The organism is Streptomyces sp. H51 (genome assembly GCF_035656535.1).
Taxonomy (GTDB): Bacteria; Actinomycetota; Actinomycetes; order Streptomycetales; family Streptomycetaceae; genus Streptomyces.
The window spans coordinates 198,017-224,006 of record NZ_JAYMHD010000061.1 but is presented as its reverse complement, the minus strand read 5'-3'; the positions used below and the strand labels follow the sequence as shown (position 1 = coordinate 224,006).

20 protein-coding genes are annotated in these 25,990 nt (G+C 72.9%); 8 read left to right on the top strand and 12 right to left on the bottom strand.

From position 1 onward, the window contains the following. Positions 1 to 77 precede the first annotated feature (77 nt). From typA to VKA29_RS21340, 4 genes are all read right to left on the bottom strand, one after another. The gene (gene typA / locus VKA29_RS21355; RefSeq protein WP_324787489.1) at positions 78 to 1,994 is read right to left on the bottom strand and encodes a translational GTPase TypA; all 1,917 of its coding nucleotides are present in this window, start codon (positions 1,992 to 1,994) and stop codon (positions 78 to 80) included. Between the two features lie 138 nt (positions 1,995 to 2,132). After that, positions 2,133 to 4,355, bottom strand: a complete 2,223-nt coding sequence (locus tag VKA29_RS21350) for an ABC transporter family substrate-binding protein (RefSeq protein WP_324787488.1) — start codon at positions 4,353 to 4,355, stop codon at positions 2,133 to 2,135. A gap of 529 nt (positions 4,356 to 4,884) precedes the next feature. Next, entirely contained in the window at positions 4,885 to 5,208 is a 324-nt protein-coding gene (locus tag VKA29_RS21345) for a hypothetical protein (protein ID WP_324787487.1), read from the bottom strand. 4 nt (positions 5,209 to 5,212) lie between these two features. After that, positions 5,213 to 6,199, bottom strand: coding sequence for an aminoglycoside phosphotransferase family protein (locus VKA29_RS21340; RefSeq protein WP_324787486.1), 987 nt, complete (start codon positions 6,197 to 6,199; stop codon positions 5,213 to 5,215). A 357-nt stretch (positions 6,200 to 6,556) separates the two neighbouring features. Between VKA29_RS21340 and VKA29_RS21335 the strand changes: the two genes are divergently transcribed. After that, positions 6,557 to 8,110 (top strand): hypothetical protein, encoded by a 1,554-nt coding sequence (locus VKA29_RS21335; protein WP_324787485.1) that lies wholly within the window; start codon positions 6,557 to 6,559, stop codon positions 8,108 to 8,110. Positions 8,111 to 8,359: 249 nt separating this feature from the next. Here VKA29_RS21335 and VKA29_RS21330 read toward each other — a convergent pair whose 3' ends face one another. The 8 genes from VKA29_RS21330 to VKA29_RS21295 form a co-directional block, all read right to left on the bottom strand. Continuing rightward, positions 8,360 to 11,047: a SpoIIE family protein phosphatase gene (locus tag VKA29_RS21330; protein WP_324787484.1), complete on the bottom strand. Its 2,688-nt coding sequence runs from the start codon at positions 11,045 to 11,047 to the stop codon at positions 8,360 to 8,362. 289 nt (positions 11,048 to 11,336) lie between these two features. Continuing rightward, positions 11,337 to 11,744, bottom strand: a complete 408-nt coding sequence (locus tag VKA29_RS21325; protein WP_324787483.1) for an ATP-binding protein — start codon at positions 11,742 to 11,744, stop codon at positions 11,337 to 11,339. Positions 11,745 to 12,074: 330 nt separating this feature from the next. Further along, the gene (locus VKA29_RS21320) at positions 12,075 to 12,479 is read right to left on the bottom strand and encodes a (deoxy)nucleoside triphosphate pyrophosphohydrolase (protein ID WP_324787482.1); all 405 of its coding nucleotides are present in this window, start codon (positions 12,477 to 12,479) and stop codon (positions 12,075 to 12,077) included. Positions 12,480 to 12,521: 42 nt separating this feature from the next. Further along, positions 12,522 to 12,713 carry an SPOR domain-containing protein gene (locus tag VKA29_RS21315; RefSeq protein WP_324787481.1) on the bottom strand — a complete coding sequence of 64 codons (192 nt, stop codon included), beginning with the start codon at positions 12,711 to 12,713 and terminating at the stop codon, positions 12,522 to 12,524. Positions 12,714 to 13,054: 341 nt separating this feature from the next. Next, positions 13,055 to 13,807 carry a GntR family transcriptional regulator gene (locus VKA29_RS21310; RefSeq protein ID WP_324787480.1) on the bottom strand — a complete coding sequence of 251 codons (753 nt, stop codon included), beginning with the start codon at positions 13,805 to 13,807 and terminating at the stop codon, positions 13,055 to 13,057. Between the two features lie 147 nt (positions 13,808 to 13,954). Continuing rightward, positions 13,955 to 15,229: a DUF4190 domain-containing protein gene (locus tag VKA29_RS21305; protein ID WP_324787479.1), complete on the bottom strand. Its 1,275-nt coding sequence runs from the start codon at positions 15,227 to 15,229 to the stop codon at positions 13,955 to 13,957. Positions 15,230 to 15,370: 141 nt separating this feature from the next. After that, positions 15,371 to 18,394, bottom strand: coding sequence for a SpoIIE family protein phosphatase (locus tag VKA29_RS21300; protein ID WP_324787478.1), 3,024 nt, complete (start codon positions 18,392 to 18,394; stop codon positions 15,371 to 15,373). 126 nt (positions 18,395 to 18,520) lie between these two features. After that, positions 18,521 to 19,135: a response regulator transcription factor gene (locus VKA29_RS21295; RefSeq protein ID WP_324787477.1), complete on the bottom strand. Its 615-nt coding sequence runs from the start codon at positions 19,133 to 19,135 to the stop codon at positions 18,521 to 18,523. Between the two features lie 752 nt (positions 19,136 to 19,887). Between VKA29_RS21295 and VKA29_RS21290 the strand changes: the two genes are divergently transcribed. From VKA29_RS21290 to VKA29_RS21260, 7 genes are all read left to right on the top strand, one after another. Beyond that, positions 19,888 to 20,502 carry a response regulator transcription factor gene (locus tag VKA29_RS21290; protein WP_324787476.1) on the top strand — a complete coding sequence of 205 codons (615 nt, stop codon included), beginning with the start codon at positions 19,888 to 19,890 and terminating at the stop codon, positions 20,500 to 20,502. Positions 20,503 to 20,668: 166 nt separating this feature from the next. Beyond that, positions 20,669 to 21,007: a hypothetical protein gene (locus tag VKA29_RS21285; protein ID WP_324787475.1), complete on the top strand. Its 339-nt coding sequence runs from the start codon at positions 20,669 to 20,671 to the stop codon at positions 21,005 to 21,007. Positions 21,008 to 21,052: 45 nt separating this feature from the next. Beyond that, a complete protein-coding gene (locus VKA29_RS21280; RefSeq protein ID WP_324787474.1) occupies positions 21,053 to 21,376 on the top strand; it encodes a WXG100 family type VII secretion target in 324 nt (107 codons plus the stop codon). A gap of 101 nt (positions 21,377 to 21,477) precedes the next feature. Continuing rightward, positions 21,478 to 21,948 (top strand): type VII secretion system-associated protein, encoded by a 471-nt coding sequence (locus VKA29_RS21275; RefSeq protein ID WP_324787473.1) that lies wholly within the window; start codon positions 21,478 to 21,480, stop codon positions 21,946 to 21,948. 31 nt (positions 21,949 to 21,979) lie between these two features. Continuing rightward, positions 21,980 to 25,054, top strand: coding sequence for an AAWKG family protein (locus VKA29_RS21270; protein ID WP_324787472.1), 3,075 nt, complete (start codon positions 21,980 to 21,982; stop codon positions 25,052 to 25,054). A gap of 158 nt (positions 25,055 to 25,212) precedes the next feature. Then, positions 25,213 to 25,638: a YbaB/EbfC family nucleoid-associated protein gene (locus tag VKA29_RS21265; protein WP_324787560.1), complete on the top strand. Its 426-nt coding sequence runs from the start codon at positions 25,213 to 25,215 to the stop codon at positions 25,636 to 25,638. Next, positions 25,631 to 25,984, top strand: coding sequence for a hypothetical protein (locus tag VKA29_RS21260; protein WP_324787471.1), 354 nt, complete (start codon positions 25,631 to 25,633; stop codon positions 25,982 to 25,984). Before VKA29_RS21265 ends, VKA29_RS21260 begins: the two co-directional genes overlap by 8 nt. Positions 25,985 to 25,990 lie beyond the last annotated feature (6 nt).

Sequence of the window (25,990 nt, the reverse complement as noted above, 5' to 3'; positions counted from 1 at the left end):
CAAAAAGCCCGGGTGCCCCCAAGATGGGGGCACCCGGGCTCGGAGGGTGCGGCCAGGACGCGGTCCCGGCCGTCGGCTCAGCCGTGCTTGGCGCGGCTCGCGGCGCGGGCACGCTCCCGCTGGTCCAGGTTGACCTTGCGGATGCGAACGGCCTCCGGAGTCACCTCGACGCACTCGTCGTCGCGGCAGAACTCCAGCGACTGCTCCAGCGACAGCTTGCGCGGCGGCACGATCGACTCGGCCACGTCGGCCGTCGAAGACCGCATGTTGGTGAGCTTCTTCTCCTTGGTGATGTTGACGTCCATGTCGTCGGAGCGCGAGTTCTCGCCGACGATCATGCCCTCGTACACCTCGGTGCCGGGCTCCACGAACAGCACGCCGCGCTCCTGGAGATTCGTCATCGCGAACGCTGTGACAACACCGGCGCGGTCGGCGACCAGCGAGCCGTTGTTACGGGTCTGCAGGGTGCCGAACCAGGGCTCGAAGCCCTCGTGGATGGAGTGGCCGATGCCCGTGCCGCGGGTGCTGGTGAGGAACTCGGTACGGAAGCCGATCAGGCCCCGGGAGGGCACCACGAACTCCATGCGGACCCAGCCCGAGCCGTGGTTGGACATGTTGTCCATCCGGCCCTTGCGCACGCCCATGAGCTGCGTGACCGCGCCCATGTGCTCCTCGGGCACGTCGATCGTCATCCGCTCGACGGGCTCGTACGTCTTGCCGTCGATCTCCTTGGTGACGACCTGGGGCTTGCCGACGGTCAGCTCGTAGCCCTCCCGGCGCATCGTCTCGACCAGGATGGCGAGCGCCAGCTCACCGCGGCCCTGGACCTCCCAGGCGTCGGGACGGTCGGTGTCCAGGACGCGGAGCGAGACGTTGCCGATCAGCTCGCGGTCGAGGCGGTCCTTGACCTGGCGGGCGGTGACCTTGCGGTCCTTGACGGCCGACTTCGCGTCGGCGCCCTTGCCGGTGCCGCCGCGGCCGACCAGCGGCGAGGTGTTGGTGCCGATGGTCATCGAGATGGCGGGCTCGTCGACCGTGATCAGCGGGAGCGGGATCGGGTTCTCGGTGTCCGCGAGGGTCTCGCCGATCATGATGTCCGGGATGCCGGCGACGGCGCAGATGTCACCGGGGCCGGCCTTCTCGGCGGGCTTGCGGGTGAGCGCCTCGGTCATCATCAGCTCGCTGATGCGGACGTTGCTGATCGAGCCGTCGCGCTTGATCCAGGCGACCGTCTGGCCCTTGCGCAGCTCGCCCTGCTCGACGCGCAGCAGCGCGATACGGCCGAGGAAGTTGTCGGCGTCCAGGTTGGTGACGTGGGCCTGGAGCGGGGCGGACTCGTCGTAGGTCGGCGCCGGGATGTGCTCCAGGATCGTCGAGAAGAACGGCTCCAGGCTGGTGGAGTCGCCCGGGACGGTCCCGTCCTCCGGCTTGGTCAGCGACGCGATGCCGTCCCGGCCGCAGGCGTAGACGATCGGGAACTCGATCTGGTCCTCGTCGGCGTCCAGGTCCAGGAAGAGGTCGTAGGTCTCGTTGACGACCTCGTCGATACGGGCGTCCGGGCGGTCCGTCTTGTTGATGCACAGGATGACGGGCAGACGGGCCTGCAGCGCCTTGCGCAGCACGAAGCGGGTCTGCGGCAGGGGGCCCTCGGAGGCGTCGACGAGCAGCACGACACCGTCGACCATCGACAGACCGCGCTCGACCTCGCCGCCGAAGTCGGCGTGGCCGGGGGTGTCGATGATGTTGATGGTGATGGGTTCCCCGCCGTCCTTGGGGTGATACTTCACCGCCGTGTTCTTGGCGAGGATCGTGATGCCCTTCTCACGCTCCAGGTCGTTGGAGTCCATCATGCGGTCGTCGACCTGGTCGAGCTGGTGCGCGGCGAAGGCACCCGCCTGCTTGAGCATGGCGTCGACGATGGTCGTCTTCCCGTGGTCGACGTGGGCGACGATGGCGACGTTGCGGATGTCGTGACGTGTTGCGGACACAGCCATTATTGCGGCGTTCTCCCGGAGTGTGAGGACGGCCTGCGCGAACGTCTGTGTTACGCGGGCCCTGCCGGGCTTGACACGCCACGGCCTCACCCCATGGTACGTGGCCCTGCGGCGAAGGCCGCCGCAGGGCCGCGCGGCTCAGCTCCGGGAAGGGCTCGGGGAGACCTTCGCGCCCTCCCTCAGGAAGCCGATGTCCTGGAAGACGGGCGTCTGGAAACCGAAGGCTCCGGCGTTGACCAGTCCCTTGCGGGCGGCCGTCAGCTGCGGGCGCTGGAAGAGCGGGATCGACCCGGCCGCCGCCCAGATGCGGGAGTCGGCCTTGCGCAGCAGACCTCGGCGTTCGGTGTCGTCCAGCGTCGCCACGGCCTCGTCGAACAGCTGGTCTACCTGGTCGGTGCCGACGCGGGTGTAGTTCTGCTCGACGTTCAGGGAGCCGTCGGCGGCCGGCACCGGCTTGGCGTAGATGGGCCGGGCGTCGGTGGCGGGGAAGGCGGAGGCGGGCCAGGACCACAGGGCGAGGTCGAAGTCGCCGGCGGCGATGTGGTCCTTGAAGTAGCTCGACTCGGAGACCTTGCTGATCTCGGTGCGGATGCCGACCCGGGCCAGCATCCCGCCGATCCGGTCGGCCACCGCGCGCAGGGTCGGGTAGCCGGACCCCGACGGGAGCACGAAGCGCAGCGCGAGCGGCTTGCCGTTCTTGGCGAGCGCCTTGACCGCGGTGCCGCCCGGGGCGGCGGTGCCCTCGGGGGCGTAGGCGCCGGGCGCGCTGCCCTGCGCGAGGCGCCGGCCGGCCTCCCCGGCGGGGTGCTCGTGGTCCTTCGGGTCCTCGGTGCTCCCGGCGGACTTCCCCTCCGCCGGGTCGCTCTCGCGCCCCGCCTTGTCGTCCTCGCCGGCGCTGGACGTCCCGTCGTCGGCCTTCGCGGACTCGGACTCGTGCCCGGCCTTCTTCCCGCCGGCACCGGCGTTCCCGCTGTCCTCTTCCTCCTCCGAACTCTCCCCGCTCTCCCCGCTCTCTTCCTTCTCTTCCTTCTCTTCCTTCTTCTTGACCTTGACGGGCCCGCCGGGCACCCAGCCGGCGTCCGACAGCAGCGCCTGCGCCTCTGCGGTGTCCTCCTTGCCCAGCGCGCCGCTGTTGTCGGCGTAGGCGGCCTGGCCGGACAGCGCGACATGGCTGCCGACCGGCACCGCGGGCAGCCCGAGCGGCTTCAGCACGGCCTCGGCCAGTGCCTTGCGGTCCAGCGCGCGGGCCACGGCCCGGCGGACGCGCTCGTCGGCGAGCGGGCCCTCGGCGCCGTTGAGGGCGAGCTGGGTGAAGGCGGGCTCCAGCGACTTGCGGACCTCGAAGGCGCGCAGGGCCTTCAGCCGCCGTTCGGCCTTCGTGCCGGCGTGACGGCCGCCGGGACCGTTGTGCGGCGAGGCGCCCGCGCCCGGGGAACCGCCCTTGTGCGCGGAGGCGCCGGTGCCCGGGGAGGCGCTCGTGCCGGCCGCCCCGGCGGTGATCTGCCCGGCCGCGGAGGGGTCGATCTCGGCCAGGTCGAGCTTCCCGGCAGCCAGCGCGGAGGCGCGCTTGTCACGCGGTACGACCTTCAGGTCGATCTCGGAGAGCTTGGCGGGGGCGCCCCACCACCGCGGGTTGCGGGTGAGGACGATCCGGTCGTTCTTCCGGTCGACCTTCTTCACGGCGAACGGCCCGGCGGTGACCTTGAGCTTGCGGCGGGCCCCGTCGTTGAAGGAGTCCGGGGTGCCCATGACGTCCTTCGGGTACAGCGGCGAGAACAGCGACCGCCAGTCGGCGTACGGCCGGGCGAAGGTGACCTTGACCTCGAGGTTGTTCGCGCCGCGCTCGACCTTCTCGATGCGCTCGTAGCCGGCGTTGCGGGCCGTCCAGTAGGCGTTGTCCTTGCCGGACAGGGCGCGCCACTGGGCGGCGAAGTCGGCGGCGCCGATCTCGCGTCCGTCGCTCCAGACGGCCTGCTGGTCGAGCTTGTACAGCACGACCTGCTTGGGCTCGGTGTCGACGACCTTGGCGGACTTAAGGAAATCGGCGTCGCGCTGCGGGCGCCCCGCCGCGTCCAGCCGGTACATGGCGGGCAGCACGGCCTGGGCGACGCGGGTGGTGGTGGCGTCGGCGTCCGACTGGAAGGTGTTCAGCGTCTCCGGCAGGTCGTCCACGGCCCAGCGCAGCGTGCCGCCGTCGGCGATCGCGGCGCGGCCGGCGGGCGCGATGTCCTGCCCGACGAGGGGCTTGCTGACCTCCTCCTCGGAACTGCAGCCGGCGAGGGTGGATACCGCGAGCGTGCCCGCGGTGAGGAAGGCGACCGAGCGCATGACCGCACGCAGTCCGACGCCGTCGTGGGACATCACGTCTACCTCCGGGGGTGGACCGCCGGTTCCGATCACGATTGGCGGTATTTGGAGCTGATCAGATGTATGGCCACTGAAGAGGAAAGGGTTCAGCAGGGCGGGGCGACACGGCGGCGGCGGCACCCAAGCCCACCCGTGCGGCGCAACGGACGCGTCAGCGCGGTCCGCGCGCGCCCCGCGTCGTGCGGTCACCACGAGGTGCGGACCACGTGCGGACCACGTGCGGACCCGGCTCCGTCCGGCGGATCACGACGGGGGTGTGGCAGGCCGCACCCCGAGTGGCCGGCGGACCGCAGTGACCGGGCGAGCGCGGTGCGACATGGTCATCGACACGACAGGAACGTCACGCCTCACCAGCGGGCACGGACCATCCGGATCCACGGGTGTCGCCGGTCGCGCATGCGCCGTACTCGCCGCTCTCGCCGCGGCCCTCGTCCCGGCTTTCGTCCTCGCCCCCGGCCCGTTGGCGGGTTGTCGACCACCGGCTCGACTACCACCTGGTCAAGGCCGTGGCTGGGCTCGAAGATCAGGCGGAGGTCTCCGCCGCAGCGTCACCGCCGCGGCGGCCGGGCCGGAGGCTGAGGTTCTGGAGGAACAGACCCGCCATGAATCCGCACCAGCCGATGACCGGCAGCGCGTAGAGGGTGGGGCGCGGCTCCACCAGCGGGCCCAGGAAGGCGAACAGGGCCATGCCCGCCGCGGCGAGCAGCGAGCCGTACCCCCACAGCTTCGGCCGCAGCACCTTGCGCCTGCCCCAGGGCGGCGTCCAGCCCCTGGCGACACCCGCGACGCCGATCGCGGCCAGGCCGGTCACGGCCACCGCCATGGCCACCCGCAGGAATAGGTACATACGATCACCGTCCCACAAGGGCCAGGGCCCGCAGCAGATTCCACTCCGCGATCGACCGCATCGGAGCCCGGTCCGGGAAGTCGCCGTCCAGCAGCCGCAGCGGGCCGGCGACCAGGGACAGATGCATGGCCAAGGAGTAGAGACGGAGACGGTCCTCGTCCAGGCCGGGCACGCGCAGCGCGTCGTAGTGCGGGCCGAAGCGCAGCCGCAGGAACACGTGCTCCCACTCGACGTCGAAGTACATCAGGCCCTCGACGTCGATCAGGACCGGGGCGCCGTCGGGTGTCACCAGCACGTGGTCCGGGCCGAGTTCGCCGTGGACGAGGGTGTGGCGGGCGCGTGGCCGCACCGCGGCGGCCGAACTCCGTACGGCGTCCGCCAGTTCGCCGCGGGCCGCGGCGACCCACGGCTCCCGGGCGGCGATCTCCTCGATGTCGCGCAGGGCCCGGTCCGTGACGGCGCGTTCGCACGAACCGCCCACCGGCAGGCCGCCGTTGTCGACCAGGGCGACCTTGCCGAAGGCCGGCCCCCGCTGGGCGTGCAGCGCCGCCAGCTCGTCGGCCAGCCGCCGCAGCGTCCGGTCCGCCGCGCGCGGGTCGCGGCGCAGCGCCTCCTCCAGGCTGCCGCCCCGCACGTCCTCGACGACGGCCGCGTCCGCCGCGAGGTGCGTGTGCGTGGCGTCGGCGTACAGCAGGCGGGGCGTGCGGACGCCGGCTCGCGCCAGGCGCTCGTGCGCGGCGGTGAGGAGGGCGAGGCCGGTGGAGTGCGAGAAGGGGTCGCGCGGGTCGGCGGGGCCGGCGTCCCAGTAGTCCTCGTCGGCGGACCAGACGTAGGCGACGGCCGTGGAGTCGTCGTCGAAGAAGAGGCGGTGGACGCCCTTCTTCGTGCCGCCGCGCAGGCGCACCACGTCGACGAGGACGCGGTGCGGGCCCAGCGCGGCGCGGGCGAGAGGGGCGAGGGCGGCGGTGTCGTGCTGTCGGATGCGGCTCACCGCATCCAGTCTCCCCGGTCGGCCGGTCCGACGGTCCGGCGGTCGGCCGGTCCGGCGGTCCCGCGGTCGGCCGGTCCGGCGGTCCCCCGGTCGGCCGGTCCGATGGTCCGGCGGTCGGCCGGTCCGGCGGTCCCGCGGTCGGCCGGTCCGGCGGTCCCGCGGTCGGCCGGTCCCGCGGTCGGCCGGTCCCGCGGTCGGCCTGTCCGGCGGTCGGCCGGTCCCGCGGTCGTCCTGTCCGGCGGTCCCGGGTCCGCCTCCGTCGCCATCGCCGCGGACCCGCCGTACGGGGCGGCACCGGTGGCCCTGGTGGGCCGCCCCCGGTCGCGCGTGCGCATTCCGGCTCATACGCTCCGAAAGGTGACCTCGTCCTTGATCCGGGGCCGGCCGCGGCGCGCGGCCTCCCACATATCCGTGCGGGTGCTGCACACCGTGCTCGGCGGGTTCGCCGGGATGGTGTGGCTGGCGTTGCCGGGGATGACGGCCCACGGCGGCGCGCCGGCGGCGGCCACCCGCACGGAGCACCGCCCCGCCGCGTCCACCGCCGCACGGTCGGCCGACGAGGCGTCGCCGACCGACCTGGTGCTGCCGCTCGCCGTCGGGGGCGCGGTGGGAGCGCTGGCCGGATTCGGCTACGTACGGCACACCCGGCGGGCCCGGCAGCGGACGGCGACGGCTCCCGGAACCGCTGCCGCGCCCGCCGCCGCGCCGCCGCTGCCCGAGCTGGAGGAGCGGGCGGGAACGCTGCTGGCCGAGGCCGACGACTGCGTGCGCGTCTGCCGGGAGGAACTCGGTTTCGCCGAGGCCCTGTCCGGGGCGGCGGCGGTGGCGCCGTTCGCGCGGGCCGTGCGGGACGCCGAAGCCGAACTGTCGGCCGCCTTCCGGATGCGGCAGCGGTACGACGACGGCGTGCCGGAGGACGAGCCGGCCCGGCGGCACATGCTGGCGGGCATCGTCGGACGGTGCCAGGAGGCGGGCAGACGGCTGGACGCGGAGACCGACGCCTTCGACCGGCTGCGCGGTCCGGACGGCGGCGTGGGCGGGGCGCTGGGGATCGCGGAGGTCCGTTTCCGGGAGCTGACCGGCCGCGCCACGGCCGCCGAGGCGACGCTCGTGCGGCTCACCGGGCGGTACGCGCCGTCCGCGACCCGGGCCGTCACCGGCCACGCCGAACAGGCCACGGACCGGCTGTTCTTCGCCACGTCGCGGCTCAACCGGGCGCACCAGGCGGCCGACCTCGGCCGCGGCGGACCGGCGGCCCGCGACCTGCGTGCCGCCGAGGGCGCGACGGCCCAGGCCGCCACCCTGCTGACCGCGGTGGACCAGCGCGCGGCCGCCCTGTCCAGGGCCGAGGAGCTGCTGCCGGCCGCGCTGACGGGCGCGGAGGCGGAACTCGCGGAGGCGCGGGCGGCGGGGGCGGCGGGGGCGGACACCGCGCGGGCCGACGGGGTCCTGGCCGACGTGCGGGAGGAGGTGGCCTCCGGCCGGTACGACCCCCTCGACGCGCTGCGGCGCGTGGTGCGGGCGGTGGTGCCGCTCGGCGCCGGACGGGCCGGAGTGCTGTCGGCCGCCGCGCTGCTCGTCGCGCGCGACGCCGCCGACACCGCGGCCTGCTTCGTCGCGACCCACCGGGGAGCCGTCGGCGGCACCGCCCGCACCCGGCTGGCGGAGGCGCAACGGCTGCTCGTCGCGGACGCCCCGGGCCTGCTCACCGCCGAGTCGCTGGCCCGCAGCGCCCTCGAACTGGCCGAACAGGACGCCCGCGACCGCGCACGGGAGGCGATGCGGCACGCGAACGACCTCACCGACGCCGTCCTCGCCGGGGTCCTGCTCGACACCGGCACTCCCCCGGCCTTCGGCGGCCCTCGAACCCGCGCCCGCCTCGGCACCCCGCCCCCCGCGCAGCCCCGGTAGCCCGCGGGGCCGTCAGCCCGGGGGCCCCGACGGCCAGGGCTCGGCAGGGGTCGTAGGCGCCGTCACGACACCCTGGTCACCGCGCACACCCTGGTCACCGCGCACACCCTGGCCGGTGACCACCGGGCCGCGGCTCGGGCTCGCGACGAGGCCGCGGAGCGGCGGAGGGCCTGAGAGGGGGCCCGCGCCGTCCGGCCGGCGTGTCTGCTCAGGGCCGCCGGGCCGCGGGCGGTTGCCGGGGCCGGTGGGTCAGAACAGGCTCAGCAGGGCCTCCGCCGGGTCGGTCAGGCCCGTCTCCCCGTCGGGCAGCGGGAGTTCGAACCAGACCGTCTTTCCGAGGGGGGTGCGGCGGGATCCCCAGGCGGCACTGAGGAGGCCGACCAGTTGCAGGCCCCGGCCGCCCTCGTCGGTGTCGCGGGCGCGGCGGCGGCGCGGCTGGACCAGGCCCGAGTCCCAGACCTCGCAGACCAGGGTGCGGTCCAGCAGCAGTCTCAGCCTGATCTCGCCCTCGCCGTAGCGCAGCGCGTTCGTCACCAGTTCGCTGACGAGCAGCTCCGTCGTGTCGACGAGCGGTTCCAGGTCCCACGACAGCAGCTGCCCCCGCGCGTACTCGCGGGCCCGGCCGACGCTGCGCGGCTCGCGCGGCAGCGTCCAGTCGCCGACCGACTCCACCGGCAGGCCCTGGACGCGGGCCATCAGCAGGGCTATGTCGTCCTCGCCATGGTGGGTGTCGAGGGTGTGCAGGACGTGGTCGCAGACGTCCTCCAGCGGCCGCGAGGGGTCGGTGAGGGCACCGACGAACGCCTGCAGGCCCTCGTCCAGCGGGTGGTCGCGCGATTCGACCAGACCGTCCGTGTAGAGCGCGAGGAGGGCACCCTCGGGCAGTTCGACCTCCACCTCCTCGAACGGCTCGCCACCGACGCCGAGCGGCATGCCCGGCGGCACGTCGAGCATGAGCGCGGCCTCGCCGGGTTCGACCAGCACGGGAGGCAGGTGGCCGGCGTTGGCGAAGGTGCAGCGGCGGGTGACGGAGTCGTAGACCGCGTACACGCAGGTGGCGAGGTAGACCTCGGACAGGTCGGCCTCACGGGGGCGGCGGGCGGCGCGGGTGGCCTGCTGCACGCCGCCCGGGGCGCCGAGCCCCCGGGCGATCTCGTCCAGCGCGCCCAGCACCTCGGCGGGTTCGAGGTCCAGCAGGGCCAGTGTGCGGACCGCGGAGCGGAGTTCACCCATGGCCACCGCGGCCCGAAGACCGCGTCCCATCACGTCGCCGACGACCAACGCCGTACGGTGACCGGGCAGTTCGATGACGTCGAACCAGTCGCCGCCGACCTCGGTGGGCCGGTCGGAGGAGGAGTTGCCGGGCAGGTAGCGACAGGCGATGTCCAGGCCCGCGGCCACCGGGTCACCCGGCGGCAGCAGCGAGCGCTGCAGTATCAGCGCGCGCTCGTGCTCGCGCCGGTACAGGCGGGCGTTGTCGATGCAGACGGCGGCCCGGGCGGCCAGCTCGACCGCGAGGTCGCGGTCCCGGTCGCCGAAGGGCTCGCTGCCCTTGGTCCGGGCGAACTGCGCGAGCCCGACGACGGTGTCGTGCGCGACCATCGGCACGGCCAGCGTGGACTGCACGAGCCCGCCCTCCTCGGCCGGGACGAACTTCGTGCGGGCGGTGCGCAGGGCGTCCGCGCAGGGCGAGTTGAAGGGGTAGTGGTGGACCGCGCCGACGGCGACGGGCGTCCCGGTGCCGGCGAACGGCGCGTCGGAGACGGCGCTGGCGAAGGCCACCCGGCGCAGTTGGGCGCTGCCGTCGGCGAGGCCGGGCGGGGTCTCGTCGCCCGCCAGCAGGCCCTGGTAGAGGTCGACGGTGGCGAGGTCGCAGAAGCCGGGGACGACGACGTCCAGGAGTTCGCGGGCGGTGGTCTCCAGGTCGAGGGAGTTGCCGATGCGGGCGCCGGCCTCGTTCAGCAGGGCGAGATTGCGCCGCGCGGCGGCGGCCTCACGGGCGGCGGCGCGCCGGGCGGTGACGTCGATCCCCAGCCAGGCGACACCGATCGGGCGGCCCGAACCGCTGTGCACCCGGTAGAGGTTGACCGACCAGTGGCGGCGCTCGTCGGAGCCCGGCAGGAAGCCGGTGACGTGCATGTCCGTGATGGAGTCGCCGGTCTCCAGGACGCGGCGCAGGGTGGCTGCGACCCGTTCGGCCTCCGAGCGCGGCAGGTAGTCGTGGACGCCCTTGCCCCGGTGCTCGCCGGGTGAGCCGCCGAAGAGGGCGGCGAACCGCTGGTTGGCACGGCGGACCCGCAGGTCGGTGTCGATCAGCAGGAAGCCGAAGGGAGATTGGCCGAATATCGCCTGCGACGCGGCGAGATCGGTCTCGATGTTGCGCAGGGTGCGGACGTCGACCACGATGCAGACGGCGGCCTTCTCGCCGTCCTCCGTCCGGGTCGGCATCACGTAGACCTCGGCGAGGCCCTCCCGCGCCCCCGTGCCCCGGACCGATCCGCGCAGCCGGTAGGGGACCACTCCGGTCCACTCCCGCCCGTCGAGGATCTCCGCCATCTTGCGGTGGCCCCGCTCGCGCAGATCGGAGTCGACGAAGGCCTCGATGGGATCCATGCCCACGGCCCGCTCGACCGGGATCCCGAAGATCTGCTCGGCGCGCAGGCTCCACTGGTCGACCAGCCCGTCCGGGCCGATGGAGAAGGACGCCACCTTGATGTAGTCGTAGATCGAGCCGGGCGGGTTGCTCTGCCACACGGCGTCGCCGGGGGGCGGCACGTCCCCGAAACCCATGTCCCGGCTCGCGTCACCGAAGGAGGACAGCCCCGGACCGCCCGTCGTGCGGCGGGTCGCGGACGCGCCGGAACCGCCCGCGGTCCTCGTCCTCGCGCCGTCCGACGGGTCCTCGGACTCCGTGGCCTTCGCTGGTATCTCGCTCACGCGAACCGTCCCCTCCAGCTCACCGCCTCCGGCACCGGTCACCGGCGGCGGCTGCCCGCAGTATCCAGCACTACGGCCCCTTACAACACGGTGTTCACGATCACAGCACGGTCCCGACGGTTTTCGGTCCCGGCTCCGAGAACACTTCAAGTCTTCTAACCAGCCGACAGGTCCTCGAATCCCACCCGCGGGCGGCGGTCACTGACGCGAACCGGCCGGTGGACAGGGCACGGTGGGCCGTAGAGGGTCCGGGGACGCGCTCCGGCCGGTTCCGGCCGGCCGTACGCCCTCAGCCCGGCAGGGCGAGTTCGAACCACACCGTCTTTCCGCTCGCGCGGGGCCGGGTGCCCCAGCGGCGCGAGGTCATCGCGACCAGCATCAGGCCACGGCCGCTCTCGTCCTCGGCGCGCGCCTCACGTTCCAGGGGCAGGTCGGGGAGCGGGTCGGAGACCTCCACCAGCAGGACGTCGCCCGGGGCGGCGGTACGCACGAGGCGGACCCCGATGGGGCCGGTGGCGTGGCACAGGGAATTGGTCACCAACTCGCTGACCAGCAGGGCGGCGAGGTCGCCGAGGGAGTCGAGGCACCAGGTGCGCAGCCGGCCGCGGACAGCGGCCCGCGCGGCCCGGGCGGCGCCCGGTTCCGCGGCGAAGGTCCATTCGGCGCAGTCGCCCACGGTGTCGAACACACCGATCACTTCCCAGAACCCCCGAACACACCCATGCCCTTTTTCGTGGGCTTGATGGGGAGATACCCGATATTGGGCATCCCGTAATCCGCCCATCGCAGACGGTCCACGGGGGCGGGTCCGCGGCGGCGGGGCCGCGGCGGCAGTGTGCGGAGGCGGGGCCGCGGCGGCGTGGTGCGGGAGCGGGGCCGCGGCGGCGCGGTGCAGGAGCGGGACCGCGGCGGCGCGGTGCAGGAGCGGGACCGCGGCGGCGCGGTGCGGGAGCGGGACCGCGGCGGCGCGGTGCGGGAGCGGGACCGCGGCGGCGTGGTGCGGGAGCGGGCGGGCGCGGGTTCGGGGCTATTCGGCGGGCAGGTGGGCGGCTGCCTCGCGGACCGCGGGCACGTCCTGGTCGAGCCAGTCCACGTCCCACAGTTCGCCGGGGCCGAGCCAGCGCAGTGCGTCGTGGTCCTGGAGGGGCTCGGGGTCACCGGAGCCGGGGCGCAGCCGGGCGGTCCACACCGCGAGGACGTACGGCGGTCTCAGCGGCCACTCGCCGGGGATGCGCTCCACGGGCTCGGCGTCCACGCCGAGTTCCTCGCGCAGTTCGCGCACGAGGGCCGCTTCGGGACTCTCGCCGGGCTCCACCTTGCCGCCGGGCAGTTCCCAGCGTCCGGCGAGGTCGGGGGGCGCGCTGCGGCGCGCGGCGAGCAGGCGTCCGCCGTCCAGCAGGGCGGCTCCCACCACCACGATCCGTTCCGTCATGCGCGGGAGCCTACGGCAGGCCGGAGGCGGGGTGCGTGGGCGTCAGCCGTCGACGCCGGGGGCGCTCGGGGTGATCCGCTCGACCCAGTAGAGCTGCTTGTGTCCGCGGTTGTCGAGGCTGTCGGCGATCTTCTGGGCCTCGGCGCGGGTGGCGTACCGGCCCACGCGGTAGCGATTGCCGTTGTCGTCCTGACGTATGACGAGCCAGGGAAGAGTGATCGTGCCGTCGTTCATCGCGTCCCACCGCTCTTTCCCGCTTCGGCCCGTGCACCGCCGCTCGACGGCTGGCGCCGGGCCCCGCCCGCTAAGGAAACCGCAATCCGCATATGCCCGAGCCTACGCCTAACCTTTACGCACCGAACACGGCTTTTTACGAAGAGGTACGCAACCGGCCAGCACCAGGGGGGCGCACGATGCCCCGTGCGCCGCCCGGGAAGCGTACTGCCTCCGGTCAGCGGCGTGCCGGGCAGCACGGGGACGACCTGCGAGAACGGCCAATTCCGAGCGGCCCGGCGAGGGGGCGCGCGACCGCCGGGAACGGGAGCCGCGGGGCGTGGGCGGCGCGGGGGTGTGCGCTATTTCACCGGGAGGTGGTACGCGACCCGGTAGCGATCGGCCGGAACGACCACGTCCGCCGTCTCCACGGCACGGCCCGATGCGTAGAAGGTGCGCTGGATGACCAGGACGACATGACCGGGGACGCCGCCCAGGGCGTGCAGTTCCTCGGCGAGGCCGGGGCGCGCGCCGACCTCCTCGGTGACGTTGTCCACGACGATGTCGATCGCCGCCATGCGCTCGACGACGCCCATGCCGCCGAGCGGGCCCTCCTCGGGGAGCATCACGGGGGTGCGGCCGGTGACCTCCAGGGGCTCCCAGGAAGTGGAGAGCATCATCGCCTCACCGCCCTCGCGGAACACGTACCGCGTGCGCATCACGCGGTCGCCGGGGTCGATGCCGAGCCGCGCGGCGACGGCGGCACAGGCCGTGGTCTGCTCGCTGCCGGACTCCCAGGTGCCGTGCGCCTCGCCGGCGGCCTGCTCCTGGCGGAAGGGCGTGGCCCCGCCGTCCGGGCGGAAGCCGGAACGGAAGACGCGCCGGGGCACGGGGCGCTCGCGCACGTACGTCCCCGAGCCGGAGCGGCCCTCGACCAGGCCCTCGGCCATCAGCACCTTGCGGGCCTCCAGGGCGACCGTGTCCGAGACCCCGTACTCCTCGCGGATCCTGGCCTGGGAGGGGAGGCGGGTGTGCGGGGGCAGTGAACCGTCGACGATCTTCTTGCGGAGATCACCCGCGACGCGCAGGTACGCCGGCTGTTCACCGATGGTCACTGGCCGCTCCCGTCAGGTTGTACATGCGGCAACAGCCTGGCAACCGAGGCTCGGAGCGTGCAACTGAAGGCCAGACAATCACTCGAAGTGATGACTTGTGCGGGCCGGGGGTTTCACGCAGGCACTTTCTCCCCGCTCCGGCCGTTGTCACACCTCCAGTTCGCCGCCGCCTCCCCCGCCGTCGCCTTCCGCGTCGGCGGGCGGGGTGCTGTCCAGCCCGAGGGCCTTGCGGGCGGTGACCGAGTCGTCGGTGGCTGAGTGGGCCATCGCCCGGCCGTAGTGCTCGTAGAAGGTGTCCGGGTCGGTGGCCCGCGCGGCCCGCGCCCACTCCTTCTGGGCCGCCCGGACGTCCTCGGCCACGGCCGCGACCGGCTGCTTCGCGGCGGCGGGCCACGCGTGGCCGCGCAGCAGCCCGGCTTCCTCGGTGAGCGCGGCGGACAGCCGCCCGGCCCACTCCCGGCTTGCGTCGAGGTCGTCGTCGGGGGTGTCCACGGGCTGTGTGTCCAGGACCTTGTTCTCGACGTTGACGGCGTGCAGGTAGGCGATCTGGTCGGCGTTCAGCCGGGAGCCGTCGTTGCGCAGGGAGCCGGTCAGGGTGCCCCGCTCGTCCGTGTTGCCGAAGACGCAGGTGACCCCCCGGTCGCCGAGGGCCCAGCTCTGCCGGGTCGGCGTCAGGTAGTAGACGTCCACGTCGTCGGGCACGGCCCAGGCGTCCATCGCGTAGTCGTAACGCAGCGCGTAGCAGCGGGCGTCGGCGACGTCCGTGACCTTGCCGTCGCCGGGGTAGGAGCGGTAGCCCTTCATCGTGAAGGAGGCGAAGACCTCGCCGTCGTGCTCGCCCGCGCACGGCACCTCGTCGACGTCGTAGGTCTCGCCCTCCAGGGAGCCGCCGGGCTCGTCGAAGCACTCGCCGGTGCGGAGGGAGTAGGCACTGCCGTCGCCCCGGGCCGCGTCCTTGAAACCGGCCCAGACGTCGGCCGGGACACCGCCGGCGATCGCCAGCGCCCACAGGGCGAGCCCGGTGCCGGACAGGACCGCGCCGGCCACGGCCATGCCCCGGCCGCGTTCCTGACGCCGCCTGATCTGCCGCAGCGCGACAAGCCCCAGCACCAGTCCGGCGCCGGGGAAGAAGCACATCAGGCCCAGGACCAGCGCGCCGACGGCGACCCCGTTGACCGGGGCCGGCCGGTTGAACGGGTGGTAGCCCTGCGCCCACGGCTGGTACGGGGGAGTCCCGTACGGGTTCTGCGGCCCCTGCGGACCTGGCGGGTGCGCCGGGCCCTGCGGCGAGGTCGGTCCCTGGGGGGAAGCAGGTCCCTGGGAGGGCCCCTGGGGGGAAGCCGGTCCCCGGGGGTGCGGCTGATGGGGCGGCTGCCAGGGCTCTTGCGGCTGCTGGGGGCCGGGGGGAGGGGGTATGGACACCGGTTCCGTGCTCCTGGGTCGGGCGGCGGCCGCACAGGACCGGCGACGGGCCGGCGGCTGGACTGACGTACGGCTGCGCATGGTAGGCGGGACGGGAAGCGGGAGCGGAACGAGGGTGGCGAAGCCCTCCGGGAATGCCGCTCAGAATCCGGCGCCGGCCGCCGGCTCCCACGGCGGCTCGTGGCCGTCGGCGGACAGCGCCTGCTCGGCCCAGATGCACTTCCCCGTCGCCGTGTAGCGCGCGCCCCACCGCCGGCACAGCGCCGCGACCAACTGCAGACCGCGCCCGCCCTCGTCCATCGCGGAGGCGTGACGGATGCGGGGTGTCGTCAGGCTCCCGTCGGACACCTCGCAGACCAGCCCGGCCGGCCGCGTGTGGAGCAGCCGGAGCCGCGCCGGCCCCCGCGCGTGCCGGACCACGTTCCCGACGAGCTCGCTCACGATGAGTTCGGTCGTCATCACCAGCTCGTCGAGCCCCCAGCGGGGAAGCTGGTCCCGGACGTGCTCCCGCGCCCGACCCGCCGCCCGCGGGTCGTCGGGCAGCTGCCAGGCGGCCACCCGGTCGCCGGACAGGGTGTGGAGACGGGCGAGGAGGAGGACCGCGTCGTCGGAGGCAGTGGCCGGCTCGTCGGGAAGCAGCTTCGAGGTGACGAGGTCGCAGAGCCGCTCCAGGTCGTCACGGCCGGCCGTGCGCAGCAGCGCCGCGAGGTCGGCCATGCCCTGGCCGATCTCGCGGCCCCCGGACTCCACCAGACCGTCGGTGTACAGCGCGAGCAGAGTTCCGTCCTCCACCCTCAACTCGCTTGCCCGGAAGGGCGGTTGCGCCGCACCGAGCGGCGGGTCGGGGGACAGCTCGGGGAAGTGGACGCGGCCGTCCGGCTCGACCACGGCGGGCGGGGGGTGACCGGCCAGCGTCAGGGTGCAGACGCCGGTGGTGGAGTCGTGGACCGCGTAGAGGCAGGTGGCGTACGAGTCCCCGCCGAGGCCGCCGACGATCTGGTTGAGGCGGCCCATCAGCTCGTCGGGGGGAAGTTCCAGGTCGGCCAGGGTGTGCACGGCGGTGCGCAGCCGGCCCATGGTGGCCGCCTCGGACAGGCCGTGCCCCATGACGTCCCCGGCCACCAGCGCGACGCGGCCCCCGGACAGCGGGATCACGTCGTACCAGTCGCCGCCCACGTCCTGCGTGGCGGGCAGGAAACGCGCCGCGACCGTGCACTCCGGCAGTCGCGGGAGCTCCCTGGGGAGCAGAGCGCGCTGCAGTTCCTGGGAACGGGTGTGCTCGGCGTCGTAGAGCCGGGCGCGTTCGAGGGCGTGCGCGACCAGGGCGCTGATCGTCGTCAGCAGGGTCTGCTCGTCGTGGGCGAGGCGGCGCGGTTCGTCGAAGGAGACCACGCAGACGGCGAAGGTACGCCCGGAGACGGTCAGCGGCAGGAAGGCCCACGCCTGTTTGCCCGCCAGGCTCGGCAGGCGGGCCCTGCGGGGGTAGCGCCTGGCGAACTCCTCGGCCGACGGTACGAACAGCGGGGCACCGGTCAGCAGCGCTTCCCTGACCGGGTCGCCCGGCTCGATCCGGAGGCCGTCGAGCGTGTCGAGCATCGGCACCGGGTAGCCGACGGCTCCGACGACGTGCGTCCGGGTGCCCACGGTCGTGATCACGACCAGCCCGCTCGCTCCGAGCGGCGGGAGCACCCGCTGGGCGACCGCGTCCACGACGTCGCTCGACGTCATCGCCTTCGCGAGCGCGGCGGTCAGCTCGGCGATCCGTGCGGAACGCTCGGCGGCGGCGCGCCGGGCGGCGGCGCGTTCCGCCTCGCGCCGCCGCTTCTCGGTGACGTCCGTGAGATAGACGGTGAGTCCGGAGGGCCCCGGGACGAGCCGCAGGCGGTGGCAGTGGTCGGGGTTCAGCCACACGTCGAAGCTCACCGGCGCCGCCGCGGCGGCGCCGGCCTTCCGGCAGCGGGACTCCAGGTCGGGGACGCCCCGCACGGCGGGCAGCTCCCACAGCAGGCGCCCCAGGAGTTCCTGCTCGGGAGCGCCGAGGACGCGCTCGGCCTCCAGGTTGACGAAGACGATCCGCCCCGTGTCGTCCAGCAGGACGAAGCCGTCGCTCATCATGCGCAGTGCGCGGGCGAGGGCGTCCCGGGCGCTGCGGGACTCACTGCTGTCCCAGACCACGCCCACCATCCGCACGGGCACGCCGCTCTCGTCGCACACCACCGAGCCACGGGCCTGGCACCAGCAGTAGCTGCCGTCGGGCCGCCGCATCCGGTACTCGGCCTCGTACCCGGTGCAGTCGCGGATCGCCCGCTCGGCGGCCGCCATCCCCGACGGCAGGTCGTCGGGGTGGACGGACTTCAGCCAGTTCTCCATCCGGGGCTCGTAGTCGGCCGGGAGGGCGCCGTAGATGGCGGCGGCGGTGTCGGCCCACTCCAGGTGGCCGGTGTGCAGGTCCCAGTCCCAGGTGCCGATCGGGACGCCCCTCAGCGCCTGCCGGAGCCGGTCGCCCGCGAGCACCTCCTGGGTCTCCTGGGCCGGCTGGGTGCGCGGCGGTGCCTGGCGCATGCGCTGCTCGGTCCACGCGGCGACGGCCCGCAGGTAGTCCCACTCCCGCGCGCCCGGCTCTCCCCGGTCGCCGGTGAGCAGCGTGATCGCGCCGACGGCGCGGTCCCCGCTGAAGAACGGGACGGAGGCGAGCCCGGTACCGGGCCATGGGCTCGCCGGGATCCCGACGGTGTCGGCGGTGCTGCCGGTGTCGGCGGTGCTGTCGATGCCGTCGGTGCTGCCGGTGCCGTCGGTGCTGCCGGTGCCGTCGGTGCTGCCGGTGCTGTCGGTGCTGTCGGTGCCATTGGTGTCGCCGGTGTCGGCGGTGCCGCCGGTTCGCGCCGGAACCCAGGTGTGGCGCCCCTCGCGCACGGCTCCCGCCGGAACCGTCGGTCCGTCCGCCATGACGATGTCCCAGCGTTCGGCCGACGCCGGCGGCAGGCCGGCCGAGCACACCAGACGCAGCGCGGAGGTCGGCCCGCGCAGGTGCACGGCGCCCGCCACCGCCTGCAGTTCCGCCGCCGCGTGGTGCAGCGCCAGACGGAAGATCTGGCTCTCGGCGATGCCGGGCTCGGTCGCCGCCAGGAGGGCCAGCCGCGTGTGCGCGGACCCGTGCACGTCCATACTCCCGAGACTAGTCGCGCGGCGCCCCGCCGACCGCACCGCCAATCGCCCTGGCGACCGCCCCGGCGACCGCCCCGACGTCATGGCTCGCGGTGATCCGGGCGGAGCGCCGGACCGGGCCTCCGGTCAGATGAGGCCCCTGCGGATGGCGTACGACACCGCTTGCACGCGGTTGCGCAGCCCGAAGCGGAGCTGGAGGGCGGAGAGGACGTTCTTGATGGTGCGCTCGGAGTAGTTCAGCTCGGCGGCGATCTCCGACAGGGTCAACCCTTCGGAAAGCAGCCGCAGCACGTCGAGTTCCCGGCCGCTGAGCCCGGAGCAGGTCAGGCCCCTGGGTCCCAGGACCTCGCGCTGGACGCATGCCAACTGGTCCAGCAGCCTGCCCTGGACACCCGGCGGCAGGCAGGCCCGCCCTTCCGCCACGTCACGCACCGCACGGACCAGCGCCGGGCCGTCCACCTCCGCGCGCCGCAGCACCGCCCTTATCCCGTGTTCCGCGACGACCGCCAGGTCGGTGTGCCAGCCGCCGCTCACCACCAGCACGAACCGGGTGCCCGCCGGTGCGGGCAGGCCGCGCAGCACCTCCAGCGCCGGGGAATCGAGCACCGTGACCGCGACCACCGCGGCCTCGGCCTCCTCCATCGCCGTCAGGACGACCCGGGGGCTCTCCTGCAACCACGTCAGCAGGCCGATCCTGGTCAGCGCTTCCGCGGCGTGCAGCGCCACACGGACTGGTTTCACGTTCTTCCCCTCAGCAGCCCGGCGGGCGACGCGACCGCCCTCCGTTCTCCCCGGGGGCCGAGCGGTGTGGTGCGGTCGGCGTCCGGTGATCGCCGTCGCCCGCGGGGCCGGAGCGGTGTCGGCGCCGCGGGCGGGCTCCGGCCCGCCGGTGACATGGTCGTGGTGGAGGCGCGGCTCCGTGCTGCTCGGCATCTCTGCTGCCGGCCGGGCCGTCGCAGCGACGGACGGGGCCGCGTGGCGCGGCGAGGCGGCCACGGCGATCCGGCCGCTACCGCTCGCCGCAGGCCGGGTGGCCGCGGTCGCCGAGCCCTGTCGGCATGGTGTCGATGAAGAACACGCCGGGCACCCCCTCAGCCGCAGAATCACCCCGAGGGGCACTGGTCGGGGTGAGGATACCTCCGCCATATGTCATGACAACAGCATGCGCCTGAACACCGGGTTCACCGCCCGCCGTTCGAGGTGCCGGCCCGCGGGACTGCGTGCTCCTCGCGCTCTCCGCGTGCTCTCCGCGCGCTCTTCCCGCCCACTTCTCGCGCTCTTCTCGCGCTCTCCGCGTAGCTCCTAGTCCTCCGGGCGGGCGTCCGGAATCCCGTGCTCCGGGCGGCCGGACGGGCTGTCGTAGGCTGAGCGCCGCACTGCGGACGGCGCACCGGGCGGTGATCACGGGGCCCTGAGCAGCGGTTCCCGGCGGGGCCCTGAGCAGCGGTTCCCAGCGGGACCCAGCGGTTCCCGGCGAGTCCCGAGGAGGACGGATGAAGACGGTGCTTGCGGCGGTACACGCGGAGGAACCGCTCACCGAGACCGCCCTGAAGGCGTGCCTGGCCCGGAGTCCGCAGATCGCCCTGACGGCCCTCGGGGAGGCCGCGGTCGTGGTGGTCGGGGTGCAACGGGTGGACGCCTCGGCACTGGAACTGCTGAGTGGCCTGCCCTCGCCGGCGCAGGCCCGCTTCGTCCTGGTCGCGGACGGCGGCTGGTACGCCGAGCCGGCCGCTGTCGTGAGGCAGCGGGTGCGGGCGGTGCTGTGGCGTGCCGAGGTCGACGCGGCGAAACTGGTGCGGGCCGTGCGCGCCGCGGCGCTGGGGCAGGCGTACCTGCCCGCGACCGTCCAGGGCACATTGCTGGACCAGTTGGAACACATCCAGCGGGAAGTGCTCGGGCCGAGGGGCCTGACCGCCTCCGGGCTCAGCCACCGTGACCTGGAGGTGCTGCGCCTGGCGTCGGCCGGAATGACGCTGCCCGAGATCGCCGCCGAGCTGAACTACTCCGAGCGCACCATCAAGAACGTCCTCACCTCCGTCCAGCTGCGCCTCGGCATGCGCAACCGCGTGCACACGGTCGCCCACGCCATACGCGCCGGGCTCATCTGACGCCATGTCCGGACGCGGCGACCGGCTTCCCGCGGGTGTACGAAAAGGCAGCTTCCCAGAGACCGACAGCTCAGAAGTTGCTCAACTGAGAGCGCTCCCAGTCATGTTCGGCCCTAATCTACGTCTCGGTCTCACCCAGCGACTCATCAACCCCAGGAGCAGACCCATGGCAGGTGTCGGACAGCAGTCGAGCGCGCAGTCGACCCGGAACGGTATCCACGCCCTCGAGTCCGCCCTCAACGGCATCACGAGGTGCCGTCGGGACGTGGACAGCACCCGGGGCGACCTGGCGCGGGGTTACCAGGGCAGCGACGGAGCGCAGTTCGGGCAACTGCTGCAGCTCTGGGACGAGCAGTGCGGCGTCATCCAGAAGAACCTGCAGGACATGATCGAGAAGCTCGGTCTGAGCCTGCGGGAGCACACCAAGACGCAGGCAGCGTCGCACGACGCGGTCCAGCAGGCGTCCCAGGCGTCCCAGGCGGCCTTCCAGGCGCTCTCGGGCTGATCCCGTTCTCCTCACCCCACACCCCGACTACGAGACGAGAGCGTGATGTCCGACAACCTGACAGACGGTTACATCCACGTCGACTACGCGTACGTGCAGAACGCCGCCGACGACATGGTCCAGCAGACCAAGGCCATCGCCACCACCCTGGCCTCGCTGGAGGCGGAGCTCGGTGAGCTGAAGAAGACCTGGTACGGCGCGGACGCCGACGTCTACCGCGAGAAGCAGGCCGCCTGGGACCGCGCGGTCGCCACGATGGAGCAGCTGCTCACCTCGCACGCCTCCCTGCTGAACGACATCCACGGCAGCTACAAGTACAGCGAGAACTCGCTGTCCCAGATGTGGTCCGAGGTCGGCATCGGCCGCTAGTCCACCCCCGGGCGCGAGCCCCCTCCCCCGTCCGCTCGCGCCGCCGCCCGCCGTCCGTCCCTGAGGGGCCGGACGGCGGGCGAGTATCCAGGAGACAGACAGTGACCGATCTGACGCATCTCGACAGTGGGCAGCTCAAGCGGTTCCTCGAGGAGGACGTGGCCGCGTTCATCAAAGCGCTGAAGGAGATCCGCGAGGACCTGCCGGGCAGTGGGAGCACCTCCGTCCGGGCGCTCAGCAGTCTGGTGGAGGGACGTACCAGCCCCTCGACGCTGAACCAGAACCCGGTCCTCGCCATCGGCACCATGGGCGCCGACGACCTGGTCCACGGCAAGAGCCTGGTCACGCAGGTGACCGGCATCGCCAAGTCCGCCGACGAGGTCTTCCAGGCACAGCAGATCCTCTTCAAGGACCTCGAGCGCAACCTGCGGACGACTCTGGACACTCTGCTGAAGAACCAGGGCGACAGTCTCACCGCCATCGACGGCGAGAAGCTTCTCGACCTGTTCGCCGACGTGGACGGCGACCTCGCTTCCGGGGCCGGATCGAGCGGTTCCTCCACCAAGTCCTGATCTCTTCCTCCCACCCACGGAGTGCCCCGCTGTGGCCGACGACACCACCACCGACGACGACTACTGGGCCAGGGCCGTCACCCTGTTCACCGGATTCGCCATGCCCAGCCGCGGCGAGCTTTTCGAAAAGCTCAAGAGCAAGGAGGGTGTCCCTCTCTTCAGGCACGGAGTGGAGACCCTGCCGACCCGGGCGGTGGTGAAGTCCGACTTCGGGCGCAAGGTGCACAACGAGGGTGAGGACTACGACCTCGTCTTCTACACCACCTCGGGCGGCGACGGCGCTCACAGCGGCGTCAAGATGCACGGGGTCCGGATCGTGCTGATCGGTGTGCTGACCAACGACAACGGCCGTGCGACGTTGTTCGAGGAGAACGGCGACGAGGTGGGCGACCAGTGGAACGGCAACAACACGTTCACCGGCATAGGGGGTGAACAGTGGGACGCCTCCGCCATGGCCAGGTACATCTTCGGGGGCAGGCAGGCGATCGGGGCGCTCTTCCACAAGTACACCACGCAGGACTTCTCCTTCGACGGCCAGCGGGTGCCGGACAGCAACGCCGTCGACCTGGGGTCGTTCGAACGCACGGCGCAGGCGTTCGACCGGGCGAAGAAGTTCTTCGTCGACCAGGCCGATGTGCTGGACCAGTGGGAGAAGGCCCTGGGCTCGGAACAGTCCGCCTGGCGCGGAAAGGCCGCCGGGGTCTTCCGTGGTCTGATCAAACAGTTGCGCAGGAACTACACCGGCTACGTCGATCAGCTCGGAGGCAGGGACTACACGGCCGCGAACCTCACCCTCAACAACTACTGGTCCACCTCTACCGTGGGTGACGCGCTGGCCAGGGCCCAGTTCGACCTGCGGGACCAGGCCCGCTGGTTGCAGCAGGCGTGGGCCGAGTGGGCCGCGACGGGTCAGCACGATCCGCACAAGGTCGTCGTGGACAAGCTGGACGAACTCAGCGATTGGCTGATCGCGAACAACGCCGCGCACGTGCTCACCCACCGCCGGCGTATGAGCGGGCGGTTCGGCGGATACGACGCGGACTCGTTCAGCACGAGGGCCGCCTTCAGGCAGAACCACCCCAGCTACGGGGACCTCACCAAGCCCGAGGCCTGGAAGCGGCTCGGCGAGGCGGCGGTCAGGGAGTGGCAGAAGGTACAGGACTCCTACGTCGAAGAGGCCGCCCGCGGCGCGTTGTCGACCCTGAACAACCGGTGGATAGACCTCTCGAAGGCCGTCGGGGCTCCGCTGCGGACCGTGGGGACCAGCACCCTCACCGAGATGTACCAGGCGGACGAGGCCAAGCTCAGCAAGGAGGAGGCGGAGAAGGAGGGCGACTCCCTCAAGAAGGCCATGGAGGGGCTGAACCAGTTCGGCCAGAACATGAACAAGGGCCTGAACGAGTTCACCGAGGACCTGAACAAGGGGCTGAAGAACTTCGGCGACGACATGTCGAAGGGCATGAACGACTTCGGCAAGGACGTCACCGAAGGTCTGAACGACACCGCCAAGGGGATCGGCGAGAACGTCACCGGCCTGAACGACAGCCTGCGGGACTTCGGCGACGACGTGACCAAGAACCTCAACGACCTCGCCGGCGCGGGTGGCACAGACCCGGGCACCGGGTCGCTCGTCGACTTCGGCAACGGCACGGCGGACGGAAAGTCCGTCGACAGCATCAGGAACCCGGACGGCAGCACCACCACCCTGAACTCGGACGGGACGCTGACCACGGCGTACCCCGACGGCACGATGTCGGTGCTCAATCCGGTGACCGGGACCCTGACCACGACCTCGCCCGACGGCAAGAGCACCACCGGCCCCGTCGACCGGGGCAAGCCGGTCACCAACCCCGACGGCAGCACCACGGTGCTGAACCCGGACGGCTCGCTGACCACCAAGTACCCGGACGGCACCGTACAGACCATCGAACCGGACGGCACCGTCACCACCACCAAACCCGACGGGACCGTCGACACCACGCAACTGAACCCGGCACAGGACACGGTCACCGGGCCGGACGGCTCCACCACGAAGCTGAACCCGGACGGCACACTGACGCGGACCTTCCCGGACGGCACCACGGAGACCGTCGACCCGTCCAAGGGCACGGTCACCACCACCGCACCGGACGGAACGACCCACACCGACCCTCTCGGCACCGGCAAGCCGGTCACCAACCCCGACGGCAGCACCACGGTGCTGAACCCGGACGGCTCGCTGACCACCAAGTACCCGGACGGCACCGTACAGACCATCGAAACGGACGGCACCGTCACCACCACCGACCCCGACGGCACGGTCACGACCTCCGACCTCAACGGCACCCCGGCCGGCTCCGGCAGCTCCGGCGACTCCGGGAAGACCGACACCGCGGGCGGCTCCGGTGCGGGCGGCTCCGGTGCGGGCGGAGACACCTCCGGGCTGAACGACGACCTGCCCACCTGGAGTCCGTCCAGCCTCGACGACCTGAACTCCGGGCTTCCCGATCTCAGCGGCGGCGGGTTCTCGACCACTCCCTTGAGCCAGGACCTGGCCGGCCTCGGCGGAACCGGTGACACCACGACCGGAGGCGCCGGCGCCGACTCGTGGGAGGAGTACGACAGCACCCCGTACGACGGCGGCTCGCTCGGCGGCCCCACCGGTGACTCGACCGAGGCCACGGGCGGCTCCACGGCCGACCAGCAGAGCTCCGGCGGAGTGCCGCTGAACCCGATGGCGTTCGGCGGCATGGGCGCCATGGGCATGGGCGGCATGGGCGGCATGGGCGGCATGGGTGGCGGGGGCGGCATGGGTGGCGGGGGCGGCACCGGCGGCTCGAACGGCGAACGCGTCCGCTCGGTGCTCAGCGACGGCGACGGCGCCGCGCTGCGCCGCCGGCCGAGGTCCCGGGCCGCGTCGGCCGACGACGAGGAGGACGTGGTCATCACCAGGGGCGGACGGCCCGTCACGACCTCCACCCCCTACGTCCCGATGGGCATGCCCGGCGGTCAGGGCGGCCGGGCCACCGAGTCCGGCGACCGCGTGCGGTCGAACTGGGAGACCGAGGAGGAGGACGACGTGTGGGGCACGGACGAGGGAGGCGCTCCGGCGGTGATCGGACGATGAACGCGGACCGGACGAGGAACGGAGAGCGGACGAGGAGCGGAGAGCGGACGGTGAACGCGGACCGGGCGGTGAACGGGGAGCGGACGGTGAACGGTGGTCGTGGCGGCGGCGCGCCCCAGGACCCGGTGGCGTCGATCGAGCAGCGGCTGGCCGAGGCGATGGCCGAACTCGAAGCCACCCAGGAGGCCGTGGCCAGGGCGGAGGCGGAACTGCGCGAGGCCTCCTGCACGGTGCGCTCCCGGGACCGCGCCGTCGAGGTCACGGTCGGCCACCAGGGCGAGCTGACCGGACTGCGGTTCCTGGACGGCAAGTACCGGACCATGACCGCCGGTGAGCTCGCCGGCAGCGTCCTGGAGGCGGCGGAGCGCGCCCGGACGCAGATGGCCCGGCAGGTGATGGAGACGTTCGAGCCCTTCACCCGGCCGAGCGACGCGGTACCGGAGATGACCGGGATGGACGTCGACTGGCGCGCGATCTTCGGCCCCGCCGTCCTGGACGACGGGACGGAACGGCCGGGTCACCGGGCGTCCGACCGGCTGCGGGACGAGATCCACGAGGACGCGGAGGACGAGCGCGATGTCTGACGTGAGCGGCGGCTACACCGCGAACGCGGAGGAGGTCCGCAGGGCGGCCGAACTCATCAACAAGATCGCCGCCATGTCCGGTTCCATCGTCGCCGACTTCGCCGACGGCGCGGCAGCGACGAGCGGCTGGGAGGGCGACGACGACTACGGCAAGTCCCTGCGCCCGAACCTGGAGGCGGAGCGTACGTCGACGCTGGACACCGGCAGGGCGGTGGCCAAGGCGATCGAGGCCGCCTCGCACGGCAGCCTCGAGAACGCCCGGAACATCCTGCAGACGCAGGACGCGAACCTCGGCGCGATCCACCAGGCACAGAACGACACCGTCAGCACGACCACCCGGCACTAGCGGAAA

What these genes read in the sequence shown, in the direction of transcription:
- VKA29_RS21260 (WP_324787471.1), top strand. Translation starts at nt 25,631, where the DNA reads ATGTCTGACGTGAGCGGCGGCTACACCGCGAACGCGGAGGAGGTCCGC.
- VKA29_RS21290 (WP_324787476.1), top strand. Translation starts at nt 19,888, where the DNA reads ATGAAGACGGTGCTTGCGGCGGTACACGCGGAGGAACCGCTCACCGAG.
- VKA29_RS21345 (WP_324787487.1), bottom strand. Translation starts at nt 5,208, where the DNA reads ATGTACCTATTCCTGCGGGTGGCCATGGCGGTGGCCGTGACCGGCCTG.
- VKA29_RS21285 (WP_324787475.1), top strand. Translation starts at nt 20,669, where the DNA reads ATGGCAGGTGTCGGACAGCAGTCGAGCGCGCAGTCGACCCGGAACGGT.
- VKA29_RS21265 (WP_324787560.1), top strand. Translation starts at nt 25,213, where the DNA reads ATGGCCGAACTCGAAGCCACCCAGGAGGCCGTGGCCAGGGCGGAGGCG.
- VKA29_RS21315 (WP_324787481.1), bottom strand. Translation starts at nt 12,713, where the DNA reads ATGAACGACGGCACGATCACTCTTCCCTGGCTCGTCATACGTCAGGAC.
- VKA29_RS21280 (WP_324787474.1), top strand. Translation starts at nt 21,053, where the DNA reads ATGTCCGACAACCTGACAGACGGTTACATCCACGTCGACTACGCGTAC.
- VKA29_RS21320 (WP_324787482.1), bottom strand. Translation starts at nt 12,479, where the DNA reads ATGACGGAACGGATCGTGGTGGTGGGAGCCGCCCTGCTGGACGGCGGA.
- VKA29_RS21300 (WP_324787478.1), bottom strand. Translation starts at nt 18,394, where the DNA reads ATGGACGTGCACGGGTCCGCGCACACGCGGCTGGCCCTCCTGGCGGCG.
- typA (WP_324787489.1), bottom strand. Translation starts at nt 1,994, where the DNA reads ATGGCTGTGTCCGCAACACGTCACGACATCCGCAACGTCGCCATCGTC.
- VKA29_RS21350 (WP_324787488.1), bottom strand. Translation starts at nt 4,355, where the DNA reads ATGTCCCACGACGGCGTCGGACTGCGTGCGGTCATGCGCTCGGTCGCC.